This is a genomic window from Pantoea sp. BR_17 (genome assembly GCF_041955125.1).
Lineage (GTDB): Bacteria > Pseudomonadota > Gammaproteobacteria > Enterobacterales > Enterobacteriaceae > Pantoea > Pantoea stewartii.
In genome coordinates this window covers 365,523-387,365 of sequence record NZ_JAVAXT010000003.1, presented here as the reverse complement: position 1 = coordinate 387,365, position 21,843 = coordinate 365,523, and the positions used below count along the sequence as shown (strand labels likewise).

At 47.3% G+C, this 21,843-nt stretch carries 19 protein-coding genes and 3 pseudogenes; 13 read left to right on the top strand and 9 right to left on the bottom strand.

Going from position 1 to position 21,843, the window contains the following annotated elements; all coding sequences use genetic code 11:
* Nucleotides 1-677 precede the first annotated feature (677 nt).
* Nucleotides 678-1,124, bottom strand: a pseudogene (locus tag RAC60_RS08000) (site-specific integrase); the annotation flags it as partial.
* Nucleotides 1,125-1,155: 31 nt separating this feature from the next.
* Between RAC60_RS08000 and RAC60_RS07995 the strand changes: the two are divergent.
* Both RAC60_RS07995 and RAC60_RS07990 read left to right on the top strand, forming a co-directional pair.
* Nucleotides 1,156-1,329: pseudogene (locus RAC60_RS07995) on the top strand (Rha family transcriptional regulator); the annotation flags it as partial.
* A 98-nt stretch (nt 1,330-1,427) separates the two neighbouring features.
* Entirely contained in the window at nt 1,428-1,922 is a 495-nt protein-coding gene (locus RAC60_RS07990) for a hypothetical protein (protein ID WP_375093254.1), read from the top strand.
* An 82-nt stretch (nt 1,923-2,004) separates the two neighbouring features.
* On the opposite strand, the gene RAC60_RS07985 is transcribed toward RAC60_RS07990, so the two are convergent.
* A complete protein-coding gene (locus RAC60_RS07985; RefSeq protein WP_375093253.1) occupies nt 2,005-2,373 on the bottom strand; it encodes a hypothetical protein in 369 nt (122 codons plus the stop codon).
* Between the two features lie 98 nt (nt 2,374-2,471).
* On the opposite strand from RAC60_RS07985, the gene RAC60_RS07980 reads away from it, so the two are divergent.
* Entirely contained in the window at nt 2,472-2,654 is a 183-nt protein-coding gene (locus tag RAC60_RS07980; protein WP_375093251.1) for a hypothetical protein, read from the top strand.
* A gap of 23 nt (nt 2,655-2,677) precedes the next feature.
* Here RAC60_RS07980 and RAC60_RS07975 read toward each other — a convergent pair.
* Nucleotides 2,678-3,836, bottom strand: a pseudogene (locus tag RAC60_RS07975) (IS3 family transposase).
* A gap of 233 nt (nt 3,837-4,069) precedes the next feature.
* Here RAC60_RS07975 and RAC60_RS07970 point away from each other — a divergent pair.
* Nucleotides 4,070-4,456 carry a hypothetical protein gene (locus tag RAC60_RS07970; RefSeq protein WP_375093249.1) on the top strand — a complete coding sequence of 129 codons (387 nt, stop codon included), beginning with the start codon at nt 4,070-4,072 and terminating at the stop codon, nt 4,454-4,456.
* Between the two features lie 1,331 nt (nt 4,457-5,787).
* Here the strand turns inward: RAC60_RS07970 and RAC60_RS07965 are convergent.
* Nucleotides 5,788-5,997 (bottom strand): hypothetical protein, encoded by a 210-nt coding sequence (locus RAC60_RS07965; RefSeq protein WP_033738740.1) that lies wholly within the window; start codon nt 5,995-5,997, stop codon nt 5,788-5,790.
* Between the two features lie 1,532 nt (nt 5,998-7,529).
* On the opposite strand from RAC60_RS07965, the gene RAC60_RS07960 reads away from it, so the two are divergent.
* A complete protein-coding gene (locus tag RAC60_RS07960; protein WP_253274989.1) occupies nt 7,530-9,131 on the top strand; it encodes a glycosyltransferase family 39 protein in 1,602 nt (533 codons plus the stop codon).
* A gap of 30 nt (nt 9,132-9,161) precedes the next feature.
* Here the strand turns inward: RAC60_RS07960 and RAC60_RS07955 are convergent, their stop codons facing one another.
* Nucleotides 9,162-9,605: a hypothetical protein gene (locus RAC60_RS07955; RefSeq protein ID WP_039342951.1), complete on the bottom strand. Its 444-nt coding sequence runs from the start codon at nt 9,603-9,605 to the stop codon at nt 9,162-9,164.
* A gap of 946 nt (nt 9,606-10,551) precedes the next feature.
* Here RAC60_RS07955 and RAC60_RS07950 point away from each other — a divergent pair.
* Complete coding sequence (locus RAC60_RS07950; protein WP_375093246.1) at nt 10,552-10,743, top strand: hypothetical protein; 192 nt, start codon at nt 10,552-10,554, stop codon at nt 10,741-10,743.
* Nucleotides 10,744-10,998: 255 nt separating this feature from the next.
* Here RAC60_RS07950 and RAC60_RS07945 read toward each other — a convergent pair whose 3' ends face one another.
* A complete protein-coding gene (locus tag RAC60_RS07945; protein ID WP_164483040.1) occupies nt 10,999-11,154 on the bottom strand; it encodes a hypothetical protein in 156 nt (51 codons plus the stop codon).
* Nucleotides 11,155-11,436: 282 nt separating this feature from the next.
* Between RAC60_RS07945 and RAC60_RS07940 the strand changes: the two genes are divergently transcribed.
* Nucleotides 11,437-13,065: an ABC transporter substrate-binding protein gene (locus RAC60_RS07940; protein WP_375093244.1), complete on the top strand. Its 1,629-nt coding sequence runs from the start codon at nt 11,437-11,439 to the stop codon at nt 13,063-13,065.
* Between the two features lie 278 nt (nt 13,066-13,343).
* On the opposite strand, the gene RAC60_RS07935 is transcribed toward RAC60_RS07940, so the two are convergent.
* Both RAC60_RS07935 and RAC60_RS07930 read right to left on the bottom strand, forming a co-directional pair.
* Nucleotides 13,344-14,888, bottom strand: a complete 1,545-nt coding sequence (locus tag RAC60_RS07935) for a methyl-accepting chemotaxis protein (RefSeq protein WP_033738753.1) — start codon at nt 14,886-14,888, stop codon at nt 13,344-13,346.
* 12 nt (nt 14,889-14,900) lie between these two features.
* Complete coding sequence (locus RAC60_RS07930; RefSeq protein WP_262959943.1) at nt 14,901-15,170, bottom strand: hypothetical protein; 270 nt, start codon at nt 15,168-15,170, stop codon at nt 14,901-14,903.
* Between the two features lie 138 nt (nt 15,171-15,308).
* On the opposite strand from RAC60_RS07930, the gene RAC60_RS07925 reads away from it, so the two are divergent.
* Nucleotides 15,309-16,016, top strand: coding sequence for a DUF1868 domain-containing protein (locus RAC60_RS07925; RefSeq protein ID WP_262959944.1), 708 nt, complete (start codon nt 15,309-15,311; stop codon nt 16,014-16,016).
* A 356-nt stretch (nt 16,017-16,372) separates the two neighbouring features.
* Here the strand turns inward: RAC60_RS07925 and RAC60_RS07920 are convergent, their stop codons facing one another.
* Nucleotides 16,373-16,543: a hypothetical protein gene (locus tag RAC60_RS07920; protein WP_033738761.1), complete on the bottom strand. Its 171-nt coding sequence runs from the start codon at nt 16,541-16,543 to the stop codon at nt 16,373-16,375.
* A 216-nt stretch (nt 16,544-16,759) separates the two neighbouring features.
* Between RAC60_RS07920 and RAC60_RS07915 the strand changes: the two genes are divergently transcribed.
* The 5 genes from RAC60_RS07915 to RAC60_RS07895 all read left to right on the top strand — a co-directional run bounded on the left by RAC60_RS07915 (nt 16,760) and on the right by RAC60_RS07895 (nt 21,841).
* A complete protein-coding gene (locus RAC60_RS07915) occupies nt 16,760-16,894 on the top strand; it encodes a hypothetical protein (protein WP_255421286.1) in 135 nt (44 codons plus the stop codon).
* A gap of 118 nt (nt 16,895-17,012) precedes the next feature.
* Nucleotides 17,013-17,705, top strand: a complete 693-nt coding sequence (locus RAC60_RS07910; RefSeq protein WP_375093241.1) for a hypothetical protein — start codon at nt 17,013-17,015, stop codon at nt 17,703-17,705.
* 867 nt (nt 17,706-18,572) lie between these two features.
* Nucleotides 18,573-19,991, top strand: coding sequence for a sugar porter family MFS transporter (locus RAC60_RS07905; protein WP_263756867.1), 1,419 nt, complete (start codon nt 18,573-18,575; stop codon nt 19,989-19,991).
* Nucleotides 19,992-20,678: 687 nt separating this feature from the next.
* Nucleotides 20,679-21,206, top strand: a complete 528-nt coding sequence (locus RAC60_RS07900) for a fimbrial protein (protein ID WP_375093239.1) — start codon at nt 20,679-20,681, stop codon at nt 21,204-21,206.
* 89 nt (nt 21,207-21,295) lie between these two features.
* Nucleotides 21,296-21,841, top strand: a complete 546-nt coding sequence (locus RAC60_RS07895; protein ID WP_158281340.1) for a fimbrial protein — start codon at nt 21,296-21,298, stop codon at nt 21,839-21,841.
* The last annotated feature ends 2 nt before the right edge of the window (nt 21,842-21,843 follow it).

The following is a 21,843-nucleotide window of genomic DNA, read 5'->3' as shown; positions in this document are numbered from 1 at the left end:
GATTAAAAGCCAAGGTTATGAATATAATTGTGTCATAAGTTTTTCTCTTATATTTATTTCTAAGGGGATAACACAATTTGTATTAGGAGGCGGAAGTGTAAAGATAATATCATTCTTACTTTCATGGATTGCATTTTATAGTGTGTTATATTACATTTTGATTGTTATTTTTTAACTCTAATTTTTAAGTTTTTATTCATGAGTTATCATTGGCTTTATATGTCGAAATCTTATATGTAAAGATTAACTTCCAGTATTTTAATTTTGATAAATAGCACCTAAAATTTTAAAAAAATATACAAGATGAATACTATTCAAAGAAGTCGCCACTTTGCATGTCATCGGCGTTTCTGTCATTGAATCTTTTTTTTGCGGTGAAAATGGTTAGTTTTTTGTCGATTCCCTTCATTCAGCATCAATCCCTATCAGTCAAATGACTAAGTATTATACATTTTCAGTTTATTTGGTTGGTTAAGAATTTTCTTAACATTTTCTATGCTAAGAGTCATCGTAGCTCATACATGTACTCATTGATAAACCACAGTCATGGTGGTGAGCACTTTGTTATGGGGGCATATCTGGGGGCAGGTAACAAATTGAAATGAAAAAAATTATATATAGAACAGATGACTAACTAGAAGGTTTGAATCCTGTAGGGGCCACTATCTTTCAATGACTTAAGCAAGTTTTAAGCCTACCTGATTTCCTCCTTGTGTCGTATTTGTGTCGTTGTCACCCAAAAGTGAGTCAATTTTGCGCGCATGTTCGGTCAGGTGGTTAGGTGCCAGGTGTGCATACCTGCGTACCATTTCGATGCTTTCCCATCCTCCCATTTCCTGCAATGCAGAAAGTGGAACGCCTGCCTGAATCAGCCAGCTTGCCCAGGTATGCCGTAAGTCGTGAAAACGGAAATCCTCAATACCTGCCCGCTTGAGTCCTATCCGCCACGCCGTGTTATCATCACAGCGCATTTTTCTGACTGATGGCGTCTTGGTGCCGTCTGGTCTGGTTGCCTCTTTGGTGTGAACGAAAACCCATCGTGAATGCTTTCCTATTTGCTCCTTCAGTACCCGGCATGCGGTATCATTCAGCGCTACGCCAATAGCCTTGCCCGCTTTGGCGTTCACCGACATGATCCGGCAGGGCGTCGCCAACCTTGAGGCGGAGCGAAACGCAGCCATGCTTGAGTTTATGAAAGAGAAAGATGTGGCGAGCATGTCAGGCCGATTGCTGAACCGTTGGGGAAGGGTAAAGAAACCACAGTTGCTGGCACGAATAGAGCGAATCGACCAGCACGGGCAAATCACCATCCCTGGACTGTCAAAGTGATCATCACAAGGCGCATTTGCGAGGACGCCTGACAATTTACATAAAGATTTTTTACCGATTGCCGATTAACAAATGCAAATCTCAATCGGAAGGTCATTATGAAAAACTCATTGATAGCGGCAATAATTGGATGCGCCTCACTAGTAAGCTTTAGCACTAATGCTGAATGGGTAACTAAGGTCGAAGATGACCTTTTCTCAGGCGGCAAGCAAGCCATGATGTACGGCACCATTTCACCAATGAATGGGATTATTTTTGACTGCACAAAAGATGAGCTTTCATTATCTTATGTTGAAAAGGGGCCATTTAATGCTAAAGAGCCGATTCCTGTAACGATAATTGTGAAAGTGGATGGCAATGACCCTCAAAGGTTAGAAGGCAACTTCAAAAAACGTAACGATGAGTACATGCAGGGCACAACCAATCAAGCTGGTATTATTCAAGTTCTAACTCAATTGAAGCAGGCAAAGTCAAAAATGCTTATTGGCTTGAACGTTCAAGCTGTGAATAAAAAAATGAGCTTTAGTGCCGATGTTGTGGGTTCAACTAAGGCTGTGAATGAATTTGCTGAAGCTTGTGAAATCAAGATTTAACGCCGCATAAACTTTATCAAAAAATTGTATTAAACCGCCTACGCGCGGTTTTATCGCTATCACAAATTGGATCCGGAAATATTCACTCCCATAGGAATGATGTTTTTTCTTGATTGAACACAATACTGGCTCTATGCCATTCCTTGCCATCAAGCAGCATTTCTACGCACTGCGTAGGATAAAGGTCATCAGCAGGTTCAAACCGTTCATACCCTGATTCAGCACTAAGCATCACATCGTGATTCACGCTGACTATCCAACCATCTGGATTGGTAGGATTGGGCTCCCTGAGACACAAAAGCCTGGCCTGAAAAAAATTATCAGGTAGGCCATCGAGCATACAGCCTGTTGCCCATTGAAGAAGCTCTTCTGTTAAATATTCTGGCTTAGAGTCTTGTTGTTTTTGCTGGTCAGTGATTAGTCGCTTGAATGTGGTGAGAAAAGAAAACATACCGCCTCCTTGGTTGTCCCAAAGATAACATATTATTGCCATCACCACTGGCTCTCTAATTTTGATGGCAATATATTCGGGGGATAGAGAGGCTCTCAATGTCCTACACCTACCGCATCACCGTCACGACGACATCTGGTGAGACGCATGTTGGCCTGATGAACCGATCACAGCCGGAGATAGTTAACGGCTTCATCGGCATTGCTCAGGAAGGTGGCGCTTGGGTGTACCTCGCGCCGGATGACGTACTCAAGATGGATTTTAAGCCTGAACCAAAATAGTTGTCTAGACTAAAGAAAGGACATCATGAATCGCCACGGATAATCCAGACACTTCCGAGCCGTTGATAATATTGGTTTTTGTATTCTGCCGGTGGTATCTGATTGCTCGAACCATGCCGACGCCCACAGTTATAAAACATTTCGATGTAATCAAAAATATCGCTGCGGGCATCTTCCCGTGTTCCGTAGATCTTTTTCTTAACCCGTTCGCGTTTCAGTAGCTGGAAAAACTTTCCGCAACCGCGTTGTCATGGCAGTTACCGCGACGACTCGTGCTGCCTTCCAGACTGTGTGATTTCAGGAAAGATTGCCATGGCTCGTGTATTGACTGCCCAGATCAGAGTGAACCAGTATCTGTTTTTGAGGATTACGCCTCCGCACTGCCATAAGTAATGCGTTCAGGACAATCTCTTTTGTCATGCGGCGTTGCATTGACCAGCCGATAACTTTACGGAAACGTCAACCACCACGGCCAGATAAAGCCAGCCTTCGTGGGTTCGGATGTAGGTTATGTCCGCCATCCAACGCTCATCCGGTGAGCCCGGATTAACCTGCCGCTGGAGCCTGTTGGGTACCACGACACTGGCTTCGCCTTTACATGCCCTTAGGCTACGGTACCCAACCTGAGTTTTATTCCGGCACGATTCATCAGCCGCCAGACCCGGTTCACTCCATACTGCTGCCCGGTATCACGCAGATCGAGATGGATCTTGCGATAACCATACACGCACCCAGACTCAAACCAGAACTGTTTGATCTGCCCGGTTATCATCTGGTCTGCCTGGTGACGCTGTGAATGTGGCTGCTAAAGCCAGAAATAAAATCCACTCGGATGGACGTCCAGAACCCGACAGAGCAAACGAACAGGCCAGCAACGGCTGTTGTCGCGGATAAAGGCGTAGCTCAGTCAGACAGTTTTCGAAGTACGCCGCGGCTTTTTTTTTATAATTTGCGTTCGTCTGTAACCCGCTTCAATTCTTTCTGAAGACGGCGGATCTCGGCCTGAGCATCTGTCTGTTCATTATTAATGGAAGAATCAGGACCGTACTTTTTTAACCAGGCATAGAGACTGTGTGTGGTGATATCAAGTCTGCTGGCGACGCTTGCGATGGAGTGACCACGTTCATCGACCTGTTTAACCGCTTCAATTTTGAACTCGTCGGGATAACGTTTACCGCTCATGGGTACCTCTCTTTTAAGTCATCTTAAATGACTTTCAGGAGTCTGTTAAACCTGTGGCGATTCACAGCGATGATCTTGTTTAGCCTTTAATGAGTAAAATTTATCAGCTTAACGAATGAATTAGACATCGATATATATAAGACGCTGATTAACTCTGTTAAGGAAATTTATATATATTTAATTTCATAAAAGCCTCAGTCGTTGCATTTTCTGTTGTCACATCATTTTCCGCCATGGCGGGCTGGCAACCTTATAAAACCGTCACTTTGGATGGATATAACAATACCATTCCCGGTGGGAATTTTTACAATGAAACTAATGTGGCTTCTGGAGTGTATCGTTTTCGTATTGATCCGGAATCAGCCGGCGTCGATTACGCAACGGGGCAGGCAGGAAACACACGTTCTAAATCTGCTGCTTTAATGATCTACGATCGCACTACTACTTCTGATAAATCAGCCGCTGTAAGTTTTTATGGCTTGAATGATGATGGGCTTGAGGCTTCATCGCTTATGCATGCTTTTCCACAAGGTGGTGGATTTGATTTGTATCTACAGGACTGGCAACGTGCAGATAATTCTGGCTCTGTAAGCGTAATTATCGAAAAGTGGCAAAATTAACGTTGCTCTGAAGCGTAAATAGCATCAGGCGCTCTGTATCCAGAGCGCTAATTTATTTGTCGTCTTTTACATCGCTTTGGTTAAATTATAAATATTTCATGTGGTTATAAAAGTGAATTATGAAGATCGCGACCTGGTCTACCAAAGATTACCACTAAAACAGGTCATTAATAGCAGGATGTTACATTAAAGCGGACCATGCTTATCTTTAAATGGAAATTAATAATTTAACCTAACTCTTATACAATTAATGGATTGATAAATTTATGCCGGGTTTTCCGTCTGTTGATGTGCTAAGGATAATCCACTCAGGCTGATGAGCACGGAGAATGCGCCACTATCAAGATTCACCTCACTTTGAATGAATCAGATTTGTGACAGGAGTTAAATAACATTATGGTGCCGTTAGTGCGATTTACCCTGTTAGTGCTGTTATCGCCATCGTATTGTCATATGGCCATGCTCATACTCATCCGTACAGGGAACATCATAATGCTACGGCAGTGCACATAGTTGCATGCTGCTCATGATGAACTGTTCGATGCTGGTCTTAGCAAAAAATGTTGAGAAATGAACAGGCGGACAGGTAATTTTTCTGCTCATAAGTATAAACCCGTTATCAGGTTTTAACGATTGTCACATCGTTATTATCCGTAGTCGATGCGGAAAGTTTTTATCACCTACAATTACTATCGTAGGGTCAGTACTAAGGACCAGTGCTTTTAGCTAATGACTGAAGGTAAGGGTAAAAAAATATGTACTGTTTCTGGGCGCAGTTCACCTGAAAGATTTCGAAAATGGATGTGTCTTTCTGACCGTTCGGTTATGCGGTTTCTGTGGGGCAGAGATAGAGCGACTTTTGGCATCAGGTCTTTCATCGCCGAACGTATTTCAACGGTGCCAGGCCTTAGGTATGGAGAAAAACGTAATGCAGCCATTAAAGAGTGAGAACCGGCCAAAGCTGACCCCCGCAATGCTGTTACTGCCATTCGACATTTTAATGCTGTCTCAGCGTTTCGCTAAAACGGGTCACAATAAGCACGTATCAAAAGACCGTAATTTACTCGCTTCAATCAGAATGTCTCCGCGAGTGATAAACGTGGTGCTTTGTGTCGTTCTGCTACTGCTTACGGGCTGTACCGGCACGCTGAACTGAGATGTATAAGGATTTTGACGGGTCAGGCAGCACTATACCCGGTTTTACTGGAGGGATTTCCAGCGTTATTCAAAAAGCAAGCCGTGAAAAAACACCTACTGACTGTCGTTGCGTGTATAAAAACGCGGTTAGCGTCTCGATCGTTAAGACCGCAGTCAGCAGGCAAAGAACAGAATTACTCTGGGTCGGAGACCGAAGCGGAAGGCTTCAGTTTAACGACAAAGTGTTCTTTTTTTAGAATTTTTGCCCCTTTATCACACCAGTGATCGGTGAATCTGAAAAACTCATCCGTGGTCAATTCAAAACACAACTCAACATTCTTAGCCAGTCCTTTGGACAGTAATTCATTAGCCTGTTCTAAAGAGTGGGCTTTTGTCGTTTTCATGTAACAACTCCAGTGCGTTTAAGAAGAGCGTGTATAACCCCTCAGAGAACCTATCACAGGATGATGACAATTATACGACGATGTAAAACATACGTGGGTCCGGCGGAAGAGAATTCAGTGAAACCAGGAGAAGGGCTGAACTGGCACCAGGTGCTGTACGTGGAAGGGCAGATCGGCTCAGCTTGCAGCGCAGCATACTCGGTTAGTATCAATTTTTCTGATGGTTTTATTCTTTCCGGGGGCAGGGAGTCAGTCTGAAGGCGTTTGGAAACGACGTGCTTGCAGAGCATAATGCTGCTCAGGTGTTTGTGTGGTTAATTAAAGGTGATGAACAAAAAACTCAAGCGCAATCCGAAGTTAGCTTGAGAGGGTTCTCGCTTATGCATCTGATTACAAAGTGATAAAGCTCACTTTGCTATCCTTTAGTATAGTTTTTTTTGATCTAAAGTCTAGTTGTTATGAAGCGGGTTAAGGTTCAATATAATTTATGATTTAAAAAAGAAACCCCCACACCACCAGTGGCCTCGGAAACCTCAAGGGTTGATGTGAGGGTGGCTAACACAGCCAACACCAGGGAATACTCCGCGCTCATCATACACTTTTTATAAGAAATAGATAAATTTTTTTGAATGGTTATCAGCCCTGCTCGTTACAGGGCTTTTTTTCGTTTAAGCGTCTCATAATGCTTCTTAGTCAATGGGCGACTTGCCTCGCTCTGGCTCATATCTGCACCTTTTCAGAAAGGCGTTAGATCCTGTGATCGTATTGCGGCACAGGGCACTTAGAGACGTTCGTCTTTAGGTCCGAATAATAGGTGATTTAATGGTGCCTCAGCTGACTTATTGACGGGAACATTTCGTGCATTTCGTGCTTTCTTTAAACGGAAACACTATGCCAGATGCTTCTGCTTTAGTGACGCGTTTAACACATCTATCATGATCAGATCCCGTAATTGAACCGGACCCATAAGTCATTATTCCGTTCTTTACATTCATCTTTTTAGATTTGGTGGTGGCTCCTCATCAGTTCTTATCCTCAATGTTAGTCTGGGCTAAGCGTTTAAACTCAAAGCGCAGAATGTTTATTTCTCGTTTACTTCCGCTTCTTTATCTTATTAACAGTGAATTTTTTGTAAGCCCGGAGCTCCGGATGTTCAAATCCTCGCACTAATAAGCGCTTATAAACTTCAAAAAGTGCTGAGCGGATAAAGGGATTCAGCATTTTGCTTAAGAAGCACATTTTGCATCTTTATTGGGCCGTTTCTGTAAAGATTTTTGCGAACAGACATAGAGCTTATACACCGTATTTTTACTCTAAAAGTCGGTAAGACAAGCGAGTAACGCGTGAACACAAAACATTTTCAGGTTATTTTTCCTGCAACACGGGCCGCTGCCCCGGATGCATTTATACCTCTGACATCCACAGACAGCAGCGATACTCGCACGCAGCGTATTACGACTCTCTTTCCTCTTGCGCAGCAAATTCCCTTATTTTTATGCTTTATTATTTTTAGCTGCTGGTTATTACCAGGATTGGTAGGACATGAACCCTGGAAGCCTGACGAAGCTTATACCTTTGGGTTAATTCGCCACATCGCGCAGACCGGTGACTGGGTAGTGCCTACGCTGGCAGGTGAGCCTTTCATGGAAAAGCCGCCGCTCTATTTTGTAGCGGCGTCGTTTTTCCTTCGGCTGTTCAGTCCGTTATTAGGCGAGCCGGATGCAGCGCGTCTGACTACAGGCTTCTTCATCCTGATCGCCTGTTACGCTATTGCACTATCTGCCAGAGAGTTACTGGGTAAGGGCGCCGGACGCTGGGCTGTTCTTATTCTCTTTGCCTGCGTCGGCTTTCCCATTCGGGCGCACCAGATGATTACCGATACGGCCTTACTGGCGGGAGGCGCCATCGGCATTTATGGTTTCGTGTTGGGGATTCGACGCCATGTTGCTGGCGGAATTGTACTGGGCGTGGGCGCTGCCGTTATGTTTCTCTCAAAGGGGCTACTGGGTCCCGGGATTCTGGGAGTAACGGCAATGGGGTTACCGTTGCTCAATACTGAATTTCGCAACAGGCGCTACGTCATCTTTTGTGCCATTGCTTTTTTGGTTTTTTGCCCGCTGGTCGCGCCCTGGCTTTACGCGCTCTGGATGCGTTCAGAAAAACTGTTTTCAACCTGGCTTATGGTGAATAACTTTGGCCGATTTGACGGTACCGCCAGACTGGGTCCGAAAGCGAAGCCGTTCTTTTATCTTAAATTGCTTCCGTGGTATGCATTTCCAGCGCTTCCTATGGCGGTATGGTGGTTATGGCGCTGCGGGGCAAACGGCATTAGCCCGGCAGTCAAAGTCCTGTTGACGTTTTTTGTGGCGGGGTTTGCTACATTGTCTGCCGCCGCAGATGCACGCGAACTCTATGCCATGCCGTTGTTGCTGCCACTGGCAATATTAGCGGCGGGGGCGTGTCAACGAAAAGCGGAGTGGGCTGAAAAATTGCGGCCCTGGTCTCTGGGCCTGTTTTGTCTGCTTCCTGCGGTGATGTGGGGCGCGGGGATCATACTGATAACCGGTTGGCCTGTCCCGTTATGGAATAAGTGGGTGGTGCCAGGCGCACCTGGATTTATGCCTGAGTTCCATCCGCTTATGTTTAGCGTGGCACTGCTGGTTACCCTGATGATGAGTAGCATCGTGTTTTTCCATCGGGCAGCGCGACAAAGCCCCTTATATATCTTCACTAGTTGTATAACCCTGTGCTGGGTGTTGGCCATGACGCTCGGCATGCCTTATCTGGATTATACGAAGCGTTATTCAGACGTCTTTATCCCGATGCGAGCCTGGCTGCCTAAAGATGAGTGCGTAGCCAGTCGGCACCTTGGCGAGCCACAGCGCGCGTTACTGGAGTATTACGACGGCTTAGTCACGCTAAGGGAAGGAAAGCACAGAGGTGCCTTTCGCTGTCACTGGCTTCTGGTACAGCACGATAAAAAGCATCCGCAGGAATTTGTGGATGGCACGCTTGTCTGGCAGGGAGAAAGACCAGCAGATAAAGAAGAAAGTTATCAACTTTATCGGCTTGATGGCCAGGACATTTTTTCTTTAGCGCCAACTGTGCCTGGGATAGTCTCACAGGCACAGTGATATCACCTACGGCATCCTGTTACGTTTGTCTCAGGGAAGGGACAGATGTACCTCGTTTTCCTTAGGTGCCCAGTCTCTGTCTGAAAACTCATCAAGGGGATAAGAGACATTTCGCAGTCCCTGCGTGCCCAGAAAGTTTCTGACGCCTTCCTGTAGATTGCCATCGCGAAACAGTTCTGCGATAACAAAAAGTGCATCAGAAAGTGAAAGGGTTCTGATTTGTGCCGGTAACCAATTCGTGCGCGTAAAGATCAAATGATAAAGCGCTTCTTCGCCGGATAGCGGGAAATAACGCGTGCCAAATTGTTTACGATGTTTATCCAAAATGATTTCAAGAATAAATATCTGCGCGGTGCGTTGTTTCACCTGGTTAACCATCAGATTATCGGAATGGCTCATATCCAGCGTTGAGGCATCATTGTTCTGCTTAACGCGCGTTTCGATAGCATTCCAGAGGTTGTCATACTGATTCATAGCTTGCCTTGTCTGAAGTTAACGTTTTCATAACAAAGTTAGCAGAAGTCAGACGCAGGGCAAAGATCGCTGACCTGAACATCGCAGGCCTTCCGTTAAAATTTTCAGGTCGTTGCACGTTCAGATACCGCTTAGCGCTGTGACTCTGCAACGAAGAGATAAGGCAGAGCCGGTAGAGGGCGTTATGATATTGATCAAAATGGCCACGAATGGCCATATCGTGGATTTCCCGCGCAGCTAATGGATGACACCGGATGTCGTCAGGCAAAGGGCACAAAAAGCAACGCTGAATGCAGCAAAACCAACCAGACCTATTACGACGAAACCGAAATTTCTCATATCGACCTCCACCGTGTCCACATGGCACCTTACAATCATAAGTCTGGTGGGAAAATAAGTATATACTGTAAAAAAAGACATAGAAAATGGCATTGAGAGGGAGTTGATTTCATTCTTAACAGCTTAATGATTTATTGTTAATCATCTATTTTACTGATTTCGGCACGTGTTTTTTGTCCCGGGTGTGATATTAACTTTTATTTTGTAATGCGGTTGTTTTATTAGTGAGGGGGGTTATTTTAATTAGTGCTGGTTTTATCTTTTTTTAATTGATAACTTTAATTGAAATGGATATCAGTAACGGATGGTATGATGAAGTAAACGATTACTCTGCAGGCTTCAGCTTACCTGCTAAAAAATTCAGGCATTTTATTTATACTTTTAAAAATAGCAAACCCAGCCTGGTGGCTGGCTTTGTTTTTTAATCACACCTTTCATCTGTAGAATATATAATTTCAATTTTCAGGAAATTTTATTTGCAATAAAAATCAAGATTATCATGCTTTATTACTCTTCACAGAAATACAGATGGATTTCTCTGAGGAGCAAAAAAACAACCCAATTCAGGCTCACCGTGATGTAAGGTGCGTCTGCCCGGGCGGTCGTCATGCCGTACATTCTCACGCACTTCCTGACTGTGGCAGATTTCCCGAGGCAGGCGATAACGGGTAAATTCACTGACCAGTTACTGATTAAAGCGAATGGTGTTGACGTGGCGGGAGCTATGATGCAGCCACGTGAGCTGCTGTTCTCCTGGCAGGGTAAGGTGAATGAGGTTGCCGGGTGGATCCCGTCATAGCAGATTAGCGCGCGTATTAAAATGTCCGCGCCGCGTACGGCCAAGGCGATCGGTCAGGATGATCAGTAAGCCCAGCGTGTTATCGGCCGGCGCACTTCGTCTGCCAGCGGATCGTGTCATACGCTGAGTTGTCAATTTAAGTTCCAGTGCAGTATTTCGCAGTTGTCGCGCGCATCTGGCAACACAGGTGTGAATGCCAGAATGATTTTGATTAGGGAAGCAGGACGGCTTCATGAAGAAACCGTCCTGGGTTCTTTAGCCGTGCGGGCCACCGCCCGGACCACCACCGGGTCCGCCGCCCGGTCCCATATGCCCTGGGCCGCCACCGCCCGGTCCCCAGAACGGCCAGACACAGCCTGACAGCGCCGAGACGCTGGCTAACGCAATCACTAACAGGATGACTTTTTTCATACAGGCTCCAGATTGATATCCCATTACTCTATCAATTTGGCTGTGTCGAGGTGTGAAGCGGGTGAAAAAGGGTTGCTGGCATAGCGTAAAAGTTCTGTTAATCGCAACGGGGCAGACGGCACAGCCCGTTTGTCATTTTGCATCAAAACTGTGCAGTGATAACGCTTTTTACCACCTGACCTTTGGCAGACTGGCGCAGTACAGCGCCTCGCCTCTGGCCCATAAATTGCAACATTGCTGGCGCGAAGTCACATAATAATTTATCCAACAGGAGTCAGACGAATGCCAGTAAGCCGTTCATATGCTATCCGTTTATGTGGGCCGGTTATTTTTACAGGGCTGCTATCTTCCTTTCCCGCCATAGGGGCAAACGTGCCAGCCGGGGTGACGCTGGCTCCCTTACAGGAAATCGTGCGCGGTAACGGTGACGAACCTCCCACTCTGGATGTTGAAAAAGCGGAAACGAATGACGCCTTTGCGATCCTTTATGACCTGTTTGAAGGACTGGTGCAGACTATGCCCGACGGTAAGGTGGTGCCCGGGCTGGCAGCCTCATGGGAAACGGCGGATAACAAAGTCTGGACCTTTCACCTTCGCCCGGATCTGACCTGGTCCGATGGTTCGCCGCTGACCGCACAGGACGTCGTATTTAGCTGGCGTCGTCTCACCGATCCCAAAACGGCTTCGCCTTATGCCTCTTTTGCCAGCTATGCCCACATCCTCAATGCGGATGCGGTGACGAGCGGAAAAAGCCCGACTGACAGTTTGGGGGTTAAGGCACTGGACGACCATACTGTTCAGGTCACGCTCGATCAGCCGGTATCGTATTTTTTGCAGTTTGTCGCTCATCCTTCCCTGTTCCCGATTAGCGAAAATAATGTCAAAAAGTTTGGAGAAACCTGGACACGGCCCGGCAATATGGTCAGCAGCGGAGCGTTTAAGCTGGACCAGTGGGTGGTAAATGAAAAAATTACGCTCGTCCGTAACGATCGCTATTGGGATAACGCACATACGGTAATTAACAAGGTCACTTTTTTACCGATCAACGATGTATCCGCAGAGCTTAATCGCTATCTTGCGGGCGGCATTACCATCACGGATAACATCCCTGCCGTTGACTTTCCTCGTATGAAAAAAGAGCGGCCAAAAGACGTGCGCAGCACACCGATATACAGCGTGTTCTATTTTCAAATTAATAACCGCAAGCCGCCCTTTACGGATGTGCGTGTGCGGCAGGCGCTCAACCTGGCGCTGGATAAAACCATTATCGCTGATAAAGTCATCGGTATGGGCCAGCAACCGGCCTGGGCTATGCTGCCCTTATCTATGGGGGAGGTGACGCTCAAGGCACCAGCATGGGCGGGCTGGACGCAGGAACAACGGGTGAAAAAAGCCCAATCGCTGCTCAGTGAAGCCGGTTATTCCGCCAGCCATCCTTTAACTTTTACTCTGCTCTACAACACCAATCAGGATAATCAACGTATCGCGATCGCTGCCGCGTCGATGTGGGGGAAAGTGCTGGGCGCCCGGGTCACCCTGCAAAACCAGGAGTGGAAAACCATGGTGGATAATATGCATCAGGGGCAGTTTGATCTGGTGCGCTATACCTGGGTCGCCGATTACAGCGAACCGTCCACCTTCCTTAACACCTATCGTACCGGCGACAGTCAAAATACGGCGGGTTATGCCAGCCCGGCCTTTGATGCCGCTGTAAAAGCCGCAGGCATGGATATCAGCCTGGATGCCGTGACCCGGGATTATCAAAAAGCCAGCGATATTATTGCTAATGATACGCCAGTCATTCCGGTCTTTTACGGCGCTCTGAATCAGATGGTCAGTCCAAAAGTAGGCGGCTACGCGCCGTCGCATCTGCGTTTCTACTATACCAAAGACCTGTATCTGGTTAAGTAACGTAGTCTTTGCGTCTGATGTTCTCAGCACGACGAAAATGTCCGGGGTCGCTCATCGACCCCGGCGAATGTAAGCGACATGAAGATAGCGAAGGTGGCAGCCCGGTCCCGCACATACTGAAAACCATAACAGCATGTCCGATATTCACTGTTGGTCAGTGCGATTTTTATACAAATGAAAAAAGCCCGGCATCCGGGCTGGTGGTGATACGATAAAGAGGGCGGATTGCTGCCCTCAGGCGAAAAACGTTGAGTAACCGTCTCGCCGCGCCATGATAATCAGACCCGGAAGGTTTCCACCATGCCCCGAAGCGCATGGGCCTGAACTGACAGTGACTGTGACGCGGAAGAAGACTCTTCTACCAGTGCTGCGTTATTCTGCGTCACGCTGTCCATCTGGCTGACCGCGACGCTGACCTGAGAAATACCCTGCATTTGTTCTGAAGAGGCCAGCGACAGGTTGTCCATTGCGCTGGCAAGCTCTCCGACCATGCCGACAATCTTCATGATGCTTTCGCCCGTGCCTGACGCCACTGCAACACCGCTTTCAACCTGGCTTACGGCCTGTTCAATTAACGTTTTGATATCGCGGGCTGCGGTAGCGCTGCGCTGCGCCAGCGTTCGGACTTCGCCCGCCACCACGGCAAAACCGCGTCCGCCTTCTCCGGCGCGTGCCGCTTCCACTGCCGCGTTGAGCGCCAGAATATTGGTCTGAAAAGCGATGCTTTCGATTACCGCGGTGATGTCCCGCACTTTGGTCGCGCTGATGGCAATCGCGTTCATGGTATCCGACATGCGATTCATATCCGTTTCGCCGGAACGGGCAAGTCGGGCGGTTTCGCGCGCGGATTCAGCCGTCTGCTGCGCACCAGCGCTGTTGCTTTTCACCGTGGCCGTGAGTTGCTCCATGCTGGCGGCAGTTTCCTGCAGCGCGGCGGCCTGCTGCTCGGTGCGTGAGGACAGTTCGGTATTGCCCTGGGAAATTTCATCGGCGGCCTGAGCAACAGTAGTAGAGGCATGTTTAATCTGCGACACCAGGCCGCGCAGATTTGCCTGCATGGTATCCAGAGAAGCGAGCAGACTGCTCCTGTCGTGGCGGCGTAACGTAACGGACGTAGTCAGATCACCCGCCGCAATCGCGGCGGCCAGCTGCTGGGCCTGAGCCGGCTCTCCACCCAACTGCGCCATCAGTTTCCTGCTCATTAATACACAGATCACGGCGCCAGAAATCAGGGACGCCAGAACCAGAAAAATAAAGATCTTAATGATGCGGCTGACAGAGTCATTGCTCTTCTCTGCCGTTTGCTCTGCAAAGGCCCGCTGCATCTCGGTCAGTTCATTAAGGCTGCCAATAAGGATTTGCTGGGGCGGGCGGACAACATTGGTCAGATAGTCCGCCAGTCCGGTCAGTTGCCGCTGTCTGCCCATTGTGGCCGCTGTCGCCAGGGTGGTAAGCGCGGCGTTTTCATTTTCCTGCACTTTTTTAAGCAGGCCGAGCTCTTCGGGGTTTTTGTTGATTTCAATCAGCGAGGCCAGTTCAGCGCGTTTTTGTGTATAAACGGCCTTCTGGCCCTCGAAACGGCCCCATTCATTCTCAATGGCTTTGGGATCAGAAAACAGGGCCATGTTCCTGACTTCGACCAGCATATTTCGCAGAGCCGTTCCCGCATCATTCGCCAGCGTGACTTTTTTCAGATTAGTGTTGACGATTTCGTTGATATTTTTTCGGGCTTCAAGCAGATGATTCAGTGCAACCCCAGAGCTAATGACGAAAAACAACATTAAAAAAGCAAATCCAGCAGATAATCGCGTCGATACTTTCATTTTTCACCCCAGTTAAGATTTTATATGGCCCATGATGTTTTCGGCAAAAGCCTTCCGGGCATAAGCGGTAAATGGCGTGAAATTTGTTGCAGAATGAAACTTCATCGCACGCGCGTGCGACGTGGGTAGCCAGCACAGGAATACAACGTCTGTCCGGCGCAGCAGGGTAAAGAGACATAAAATTTTAACAGTCTTTGCGCGCCCCTTTCCGCTGCTGATATGCAGCCGCCTTGCACGATGGCGTTCGTTGCCTGCTTCGTGCAGCGCAATAAAAACGGTCATGTTTCGGCATTATTGTCATAAGCCCGTGGGGCCACGCTTTTCAGGCGTGGCCGATCATGTTGTACGGCGCTGTCTTTTGTTGTGCGAAGCACGCGCGCCTTAAACGCAGGTATTTATCCATTGATTAGGGCAGAAGCTATGTCAGAAGTGCTTGAGTACGACGGCTGGAAAGAGAATGCTATCGGTGAAAAATTTGCGGCTGATGGTGCATATTTGCCTTTCAGAGGTAACACGCTCATTTGCCAGTTGGATCAGGGAAGCGAAATCGTTAGCGTGATCTCTGAGATGGTGGAGGCCATGAAGGCGGAAGGACTGGCACGGTGTTATACCTTTCTGCCGTCGGCGAGCTACCACATGACCGTCTTTAATGGTGCGAATGACAGGGCGCGTTATTTGCCGGCCTGGCCCGCAGACCTGAGCCTCGATGCGCCCATGTCGGCGTGCGATCGGTTATTTGCCCAAAAGCTGACCGACTTTAGCGTAACTGAATTTCCCGTAAAAATGCGGATTGGGGCTGTTGTATTAAAGCGCGGCGTCTCGCTCTCGTTGGCACCAATGAATCAGGCGGAAGAAACAAAAATTCGCGGGCTGAGAGATCGTCTCAGTCATGTCCTGCGCTGCAGACGACATAATCATGATGTTTACGAGTTTCATATCAGTGTGTCATATCTGATTAACCCGCCGGTCGCCGAGGAGTGCCGCCTCCTTCAGAGGTTAAGAGCGGTTTATCTGGAAAAGCTTATGCGGGTTTCTCCGATCATTGAACTGAATGCACCGGCGTTTTGCGTGTTTAAGGATATGGCGGAATACAGACCGGTTTTCCGGCTTTCGTCGTCCATTCAGTAGGGCAGGAGAGGTTGACGTTAAAGCGGACTGCCATGGGCGTTGTCAGTCCGTTGCGCGTTACTGAAATAACCATGTATTGAGATACCGTGTTCGCGCCAGGTCTTATATTGCCTGAAAATGCTTTCGTTATCGTGGGCCACAGATATGACGGGGATTATATCCCGTATCTGGTGTGACGATACCTTTAAACGCGGTGTGAACCCACATTGTGCAATTGTTACAGCACGCAGCAATATGACCATTGCCGTTAAATACTACGCAGGAGTAATGTCGCGGATGATGGTTACGTACATAAAGTTCAAGCCACAGGTGGGCTTCTGCGCAGGCATAAAAAAACCGGCACATGGCCGGATTTTTTATGCCTGCGGCTGGCCAACCGGCCCTTTACCCAGTGGACCGCCAGGCACTGACTGACCGCTTGGCGCATGCGGGCGACCATCGTTGCCGACGGCGCTGCTGTCCTGCTGACAACCCGACATCATTAAAAGGCTGGAAACAATTAACAGACCGCTCAAAATGCTTTTCATCTCTTTCCCTCGTGATTAACACACTTAAAAAACAGCTCGCCTGATAAGTCTGGTCGGTATTTTCGCTAAGTCAATGTAGCGAAAAAAAAGTGCGTGATATCAATGCTTTTGTGAAAGCGGATACGTGCAGCGCCATCCCACGAGGGGAAGCCGCTGTGCTTACCCGCTTTTTGTGAACCAGACTTAGTGTTCGGTTTGCTAACCAGAGAGGCCTGTATGACAGAAAGACCAGTAGAGGGTGATCATCCGGATTATCAACCGGGGAAAAAAAGCCCGTCACAAGGCGGCACCGACGGCGCGGAAGATGATGTAACCCACGCGCCAGAATCCGGCGATAAACAGCCAGATTAAGTCTGCCGGCCCACCTGCGTGAAGTGGGCCGGAATATATCCGCTGTAGAAAGTGCTGTATTTCCTTGCTCGTCTGGCTATGCTGTGGACACATCGTTCAGGGACATTCAGGAGAGAAGGTGAAAAAGGCGGCTTATTTTGACGCTCTCTATGCAGACCGAAACAGTAAAACCCTGCGGCTGTGGCAACAGGAAAACAGGCAAGCGCATCACCATCCTGAAAAATTCTTTTACCCAGACGGGCTTAAAGCGCTGAGCTGTGGCATTTTGCCTGATCTGAATCCCGACATCCTTGCTCTTCTTGACGACATCCGCCGTTTAACCCGCGATGACCCACTTGCAGATGTTATGCAGGCAAAAAACTTTCATGTCACCTTCCTGCCGCTCACGCCAGCCCGTTATCACGAGCGCCAGCAAATCCCGATGATAAGCGAAGTGACTGGCACCTTCCGCCAGTGCGTAACGGATTCATCACTCAGGGTGGAGGGATTGCGTTTGCTCGCGCTTCCCGATCAGCTGTTGCTGGCAGGTTTTCCTGACGGCAGCGCAGTCGCGCAGAGAGCTGCGTTCTGGAATGCGTTGATGTCATCAGCGACGTGGCGGGATTTACTGCTCGAAAGGCACAGTGGAAAAACGACCCCGCCTGAATTCTGGCATACGACAATACTTCGCTATCGCGCTGCCAGCTTGCCCGACTCGCTTAAATCGTATTTTATTGACAATATGCACTGTAGGTATGGGAGCGTAGCTGGCGATATCCGGCTGGTCTTTGCGGTTTATAACTGGGCTGATCCAGAAACGATAACGGTGTAAACAGGTCGGGTGGTCATGAACGATTATAAGCGTTCAGGTTGAAAGCCATGACAGAAATACGAAAATTTAATCGTAATCCTCACTTTCATAATGAGGTGAATAACGCTCATCAAGCACTTCCTGAATCAGAAGCAAGATGAGAATGAGCAGTAATAATAAAATGATGCCGGTCATGACTAATTTCCTGTGTTCACTTTTCTCCGCAACTGAAGCACGTATTCACGGCAGCCTGTTCTGGAAACGGTTTAAACGATCATTCAGTAGATCAGGTTATGCTCAGAGCTCAAACAGGACAGTCATTAAAACAGGTTGAACCAAAACGGCGCACACCATTTCCTTCGTCCTGTCCTATCCTGATAAACGTTATGCATTTTGCTGAGCAGTATTGTATTTCCGTAGTGCGGCGAATAAACCCTCGACAACGAAATAAGCCTGGAACGAGATTCAAGCGGGCGAGTCGTGGCTGGCTTTCATTATAAAGGGGGATTCTGTTATGAAGGGTGTCTGGGCGATACATCATATCGTCAGACCGGTTGCGGCCAGGGCAGATTTTTAGCGATGTTGACAGCGCTTTAATTCATATACTGCGTCAGTGGTGAAGTATTGCAGAGTGTCTGCCGGACCTGAACAGTCCGCCGCATTAAGCGGCCCATCAATGGATTGTTTTACACATTATCGCCAGAAAAGACGTGTAGCAATATTACGTCATAAAACGAAAAACAGACGCTCACTCTGTCGATGAGATCTCCATCACACTTAGAGTGAGATCAGTAAAATCGTCCATATCCAGACCTTATTTGCCCTCATCGCCCGCTGTCTCTGCTTTATATGCTGCATGGACACTACATGTTGTGTGAGCGGAGCTTAATGATGTCTCATGTAAATACTTTCAATCTTCAAAGCGAACATAAGCAAAAAGTTCGCCGTATGAACCTGTTTATCTCTGTTTCCGCTGCGTTAGCAGGACTGCTGTTTGGACTGGATATTGGCGTGATTTCAGGGGCACTGCCGTTTCTCACCCATCACTTTAATCTGAGCAGCCATGAGCAGGAATGGGTGGTGAGCATCATGATGCTGGGTGCCGCAATAGGGGCAGTATGTAATGGCTGGGTATCACATCGTCTTGGCCGCAAATACAGTCTGATGGCGGGCGCAGTGCTGTTTGCTATTGGATCGCTGGGTTCAGCCGGTGCAACCAGCATTGAAATGCTCTTGATCTTTCGCCTCCTGCTGGGCCTGGCTGTGGGCGTAGCCTCCTATACCGCACCGCTTTATCTGTCTGAAATGGCAACCGAAAACGTCCGTGGCAAAATGATCAGTCTGTATCAACTGATGATTACATTGGGCATTGTACTGGCTTTTGTATCGGATACGGCTTTTAGCTACAGCGGTAACTGGCGAGCCATGCTGGGCGTCCTGGCTATCCCCGCCGTCGTACTGTTTGTCATGGTTATTTTCTTGCCGAACAGCCCGCGCTGGCTGGCAGCAAAAGGTATGCATGTTGAAGCAGAAGATGTCTTGCGGATGCTGCGCGATACGTCTGAAAAAGCCCGTCAGGAACTGAACGAGATTCGGGAAAGTCTGCGCATGAAGCAGGGGGGTTTTTCGCTGTTTAAAAGTAACAGGAACGTCAGGCGTGCGGTCTTTCTGGGCATGTTATTACAGGGCATGCAGCAGTTTACCGGGATGAACATCATTATGTATTACGCGCCGCAGATTTTTAAAATGGCGGGTTTTAAAAGCACACAGGAGCAGATGATCGCCACGGTCATTGTTGGCCTGACCTTTATGTTTGCCACTTTTATTGCTGTTTTTACCGTAGATAAAGCGGGCAGAAAACCGATTCTGAAAATTGGTTTCTCAGTCATGGCGTTTGCTACGCTGGTGCTGGGCTATTGCCTGATGAAAGCGGGACAGGGAGAGATCAGCCATGGGTTATCCTGGGTTTCTGTGGGCATGACCATGTTGTGTATCGGTGGATATGCGATGAGCGCAGCGCCTGTCGTCTGGATCCTGTGCTCTGAGATTCAGCCGCTTAAATGCCGCGACTTTGGTATCACCTGTTCGACGACCACTAACTGGGTGGCAAACATGATTATCGGTGCCACCTTCCTGTCCCTGCTGGGCAGCATTGGCGCGGCGGGCACGTTCTGGCTTTATACCGGCTTTAATCTGGTGTTTATCGTAATAACGGTTTATCTGGTGCCGGAAACCAAGAATGTCACGCTGGAGCGGATTGAGAAGAATTTGATGGCGGGTGAGAAGTTGCGGGATTTGGGGCGCTAGCACTTGTGTAATTGACGATTTATCCTCAGCATCAAAAAAGCCAGCGTTACAGGCTAACGCTGGCTTTTTTTCCTGTCTTTTACCGTAATTAACAATCCTGTGTTTTATTACTGTTATTAATAACTATTATTTATCTCATCAATGGCATTGATATTACCTCTCGCAATAACATTAAAGTTTTTATAGCGTGCTTAAGTGTTGAGATGCAGTTGCATAAGGTATTATTTTAATAATAAATTAATGGGTGCATGAAATTACCCTTTGCCGGGAGTTTGTGTAAGTTTTAAAGAAAAAGTGGGTTCCGTCTCTTTTGTATTTTTTTCACTAATAAATAAGTCGATAACTATGCCGCGATTGTCTTTTGATTGGTTTTTTGAGCTATTTTAAAAGGTTTTTAACTTAATAAAACGCTATTAATGTAACCATGTGCGATATTTTGTACTTCTTATATGCTTTTGTTTGGTTTTATTATCTTTATGTTTAATTTGGGTGTGGAGCAAGATGAGTAAATATCTCGTTGTTATAGTTTGCATGATTTTTTCTGGCTGATTAATTCAGGTCGGTATTATTATTTATTCCGTTCAGAAGCACATAGGTTCTCTTCTGCAACCATGCTTTTCATTAAGCGTATGAGCGATGAATGCGTATTTCGCATTATAAAAAATCTAAGTTTAAGGGATTGTTGTAATGGAATTGAATAAAGCGGTTAAATCAATCGGACTGTGTGCAATGATGGTTGCATTTGGCGCTACTGCAGCTGACCAGGGTCATGGCGAAATCAACTTCAAAGGTTCAATTGTTGATGCACCTTGTTCGATCACTGCAGAGTCTGCAAATCAGACTGTGGATTTAGGTGAAGTGACCAATGCTGCGCTGAAAAATGGCGGAAAATCAGCACCTAAAGCATTTAGCATCAAGCTTGAACAGTGCGATACAGCAACCTCTAACAGCGTAACGGCAACATTTACCGGTGCAGCTTCTGCAGGTAATAAAGATCTGTTAGGTATTACAGGTACGGCCAGTGGTGCATCAATTGCTCTCACCAATGGTGCCGGTCAGATCATCAAACTGGGTGAGGCTTCACCTGCACATGATATTCAGGATGGGACTAACACCCTGGCATTTTCTGCATACCTGCAGGGCGACGGTGCTTCCGCAACTATTGTCCCAGGTGATTTCACCTCTGTAGCAAACTTTACTCTGGCTTATAAATAAGACAGAAAGCGAACGTTAATATTATACATTAGCCTTCGATTGCATGAGCAGCGTGATCTGCTCATGCCTTTTCAGGAAAGGCATCTTTTATGGAAATAATATTGAAAAAATTTTTATGGATGCTGCCTTTCATACTGACATTATGCGTGCCTGAATCTGGAATTTGCCACTCGCAGGAACATGGACAGGGTGTTGTCGGTATGCAAGGCAGCATTCTTGATGCTCCCTGTGCCATAGAAGTCAATGACAGAGAGCAGCTTATTGACATACCAGCGTTAACGACAGGTGAACTCATTCATGATGGCGCAGGCTTCACCAGAAATTTTTCTATTCATCTTATTCATTGCTCGCTTTTTGATTCCAATACCACTGGCGGAGATAAAACCCACTTCCAGGTGACTTTTGATGGAATCCCCGATGGAAAATTATTTGGTGTCAGTGGTGCCAGCGGTATAGGCATCGAAATTAAAGACATGGCTGGTAATTATGCTTTTCCAGGTAAACCGATGCCATTTGGTCAGCTCACGCAAGGCAGACAAACACTCGATTATCAAATGAGGATTGTTGGAGATGCGCACCATATGCATTCGGGGAAATTCCGTGCTGTTGTGCGTTTCAAAGTTGATTATTACTAATT

Excerpts from the sequence above, each read along its gene's own strand:
- RAC60_RS07955 (WP_039342951.1), bottom strand. The coding sequence starts at position 9,605 with ATGAATCAGTATGACAACCTCTGGAATGCTATCGAAACGCGCGTTAAG.
- RAC60_RS07900 (WP_375093239.1), top strand. The coding sequence starts at position 20,679 with ATGGAATTGAATAAAGCGGTTAAATCAATCGGACTGTGTGCAATGATG.
- RAC60_RS07905 (WP_263756867.1), top strand. The coding sequence starts at position 18,573 with ATGATGTCTCATGTAAATACTTTCAATCTTCAAAGCGAACATAAGCAA.
- RAC60_RS07945 (WP_164483040.1), bottom strand. The coding sequence starts at position 11,154 with ATGAAAAAAGTCATCCTGTTAGTGATTGCGTTAGCCAGCGTCTCGGCG.
- RAC60_RS07965 (WP_033738740.1), bottom strand. The coding sequence starts at position 5,997 with ATGAAAACGACAAAAGCCCACTCTTTAGAACAGGCTAATGAATTACTG.
- RAC60_RS07915 (WP_255421286.1), top strand. The coding sequence starts at position 16,760 with ATGACAGAAAGACCAGTAGAGGGTGATCATCCGGATTATCAACCGGGG.
- RAC60_RS07950 (WP_375093246.1), top strand. The coding sequence starts at position 10,552 with ATGCCGTACATTCTCACGCACTTCCTGACTGTGGCAGATTTCCCGAGG.
- RAC60_RS07920 (WP_033738761.1), bottom strand. The coding sequence starts at position 16,543 with ATGAAAAGCATTTTGAGCGGTCTGTTAATTGTTTCCAGCCTTTTAATG.
- RAC60_RS07895 (WP_158281340.1), top strand. The coding sequence starts at position 21,296 with ATGGAAATAATATTGAAAAAATTTTTATGGATGCTGCCTTTCATACTG.
- RAC60_RS07930 (WP_262959943.1), bottom strand. The coding sequence starts at position 15,170 with ATGACCGTTTTTATTGCGCTGCACGAAGCAGGCAACGAACGCCATCGT.
- RAC60_RS07925 (WP_262959944.1), top strand. The coding sequence starts at position 15,309 with ATGTCAGAAGTGCTTGAGTACGACGGCTGGAAAGAGAATGCTATCGGT.
- RAC60_RS07990 (WP_375093254.1), top strand. The coding sequence starts at position 1,428 with ATGAAAAACTCATTGATAGCGGCAATAATTGGATGCGCCTCACTAGTA.
- RAC60_RS07940 (WP_375093244.1), top strand. The coding sequence starts at position 11,437 with ATGCCAGTAAGCCGTTCATATGCTATCCGTTTATGTGGGCCGGTTATT.
- RAC60_RS07970 (WP_375093249.1), top strand. The coding sequence starts at position 4,070 with ATGGCGGGCTGGCAACCTTATAAAACCGTCACTTTGGATGGATATAAC.
- RAC60_RS07935 (WP_033738753.1), bottom strand. The coding sequence starts at position 14,888 with ATGAAAGTATCGACGCGATTATCTGCTGGATTTGCTTTTTTAATGTTG.
- RAC60_RS07985 (WP_375093253.1), bottom strand. The coding sequence starts at position 2,373 with ATGTTTTCTTTTCTCACCACATTCAAGCGACTAATCACTGACCAGCAA.
- RAC60_RS07980 (WP_375093251.1), top strand. The coding sequence starts at position 2,472 with ATGTCCTACACCTACCGCATCACCGTCACGACGACATCTGGTGAGACG.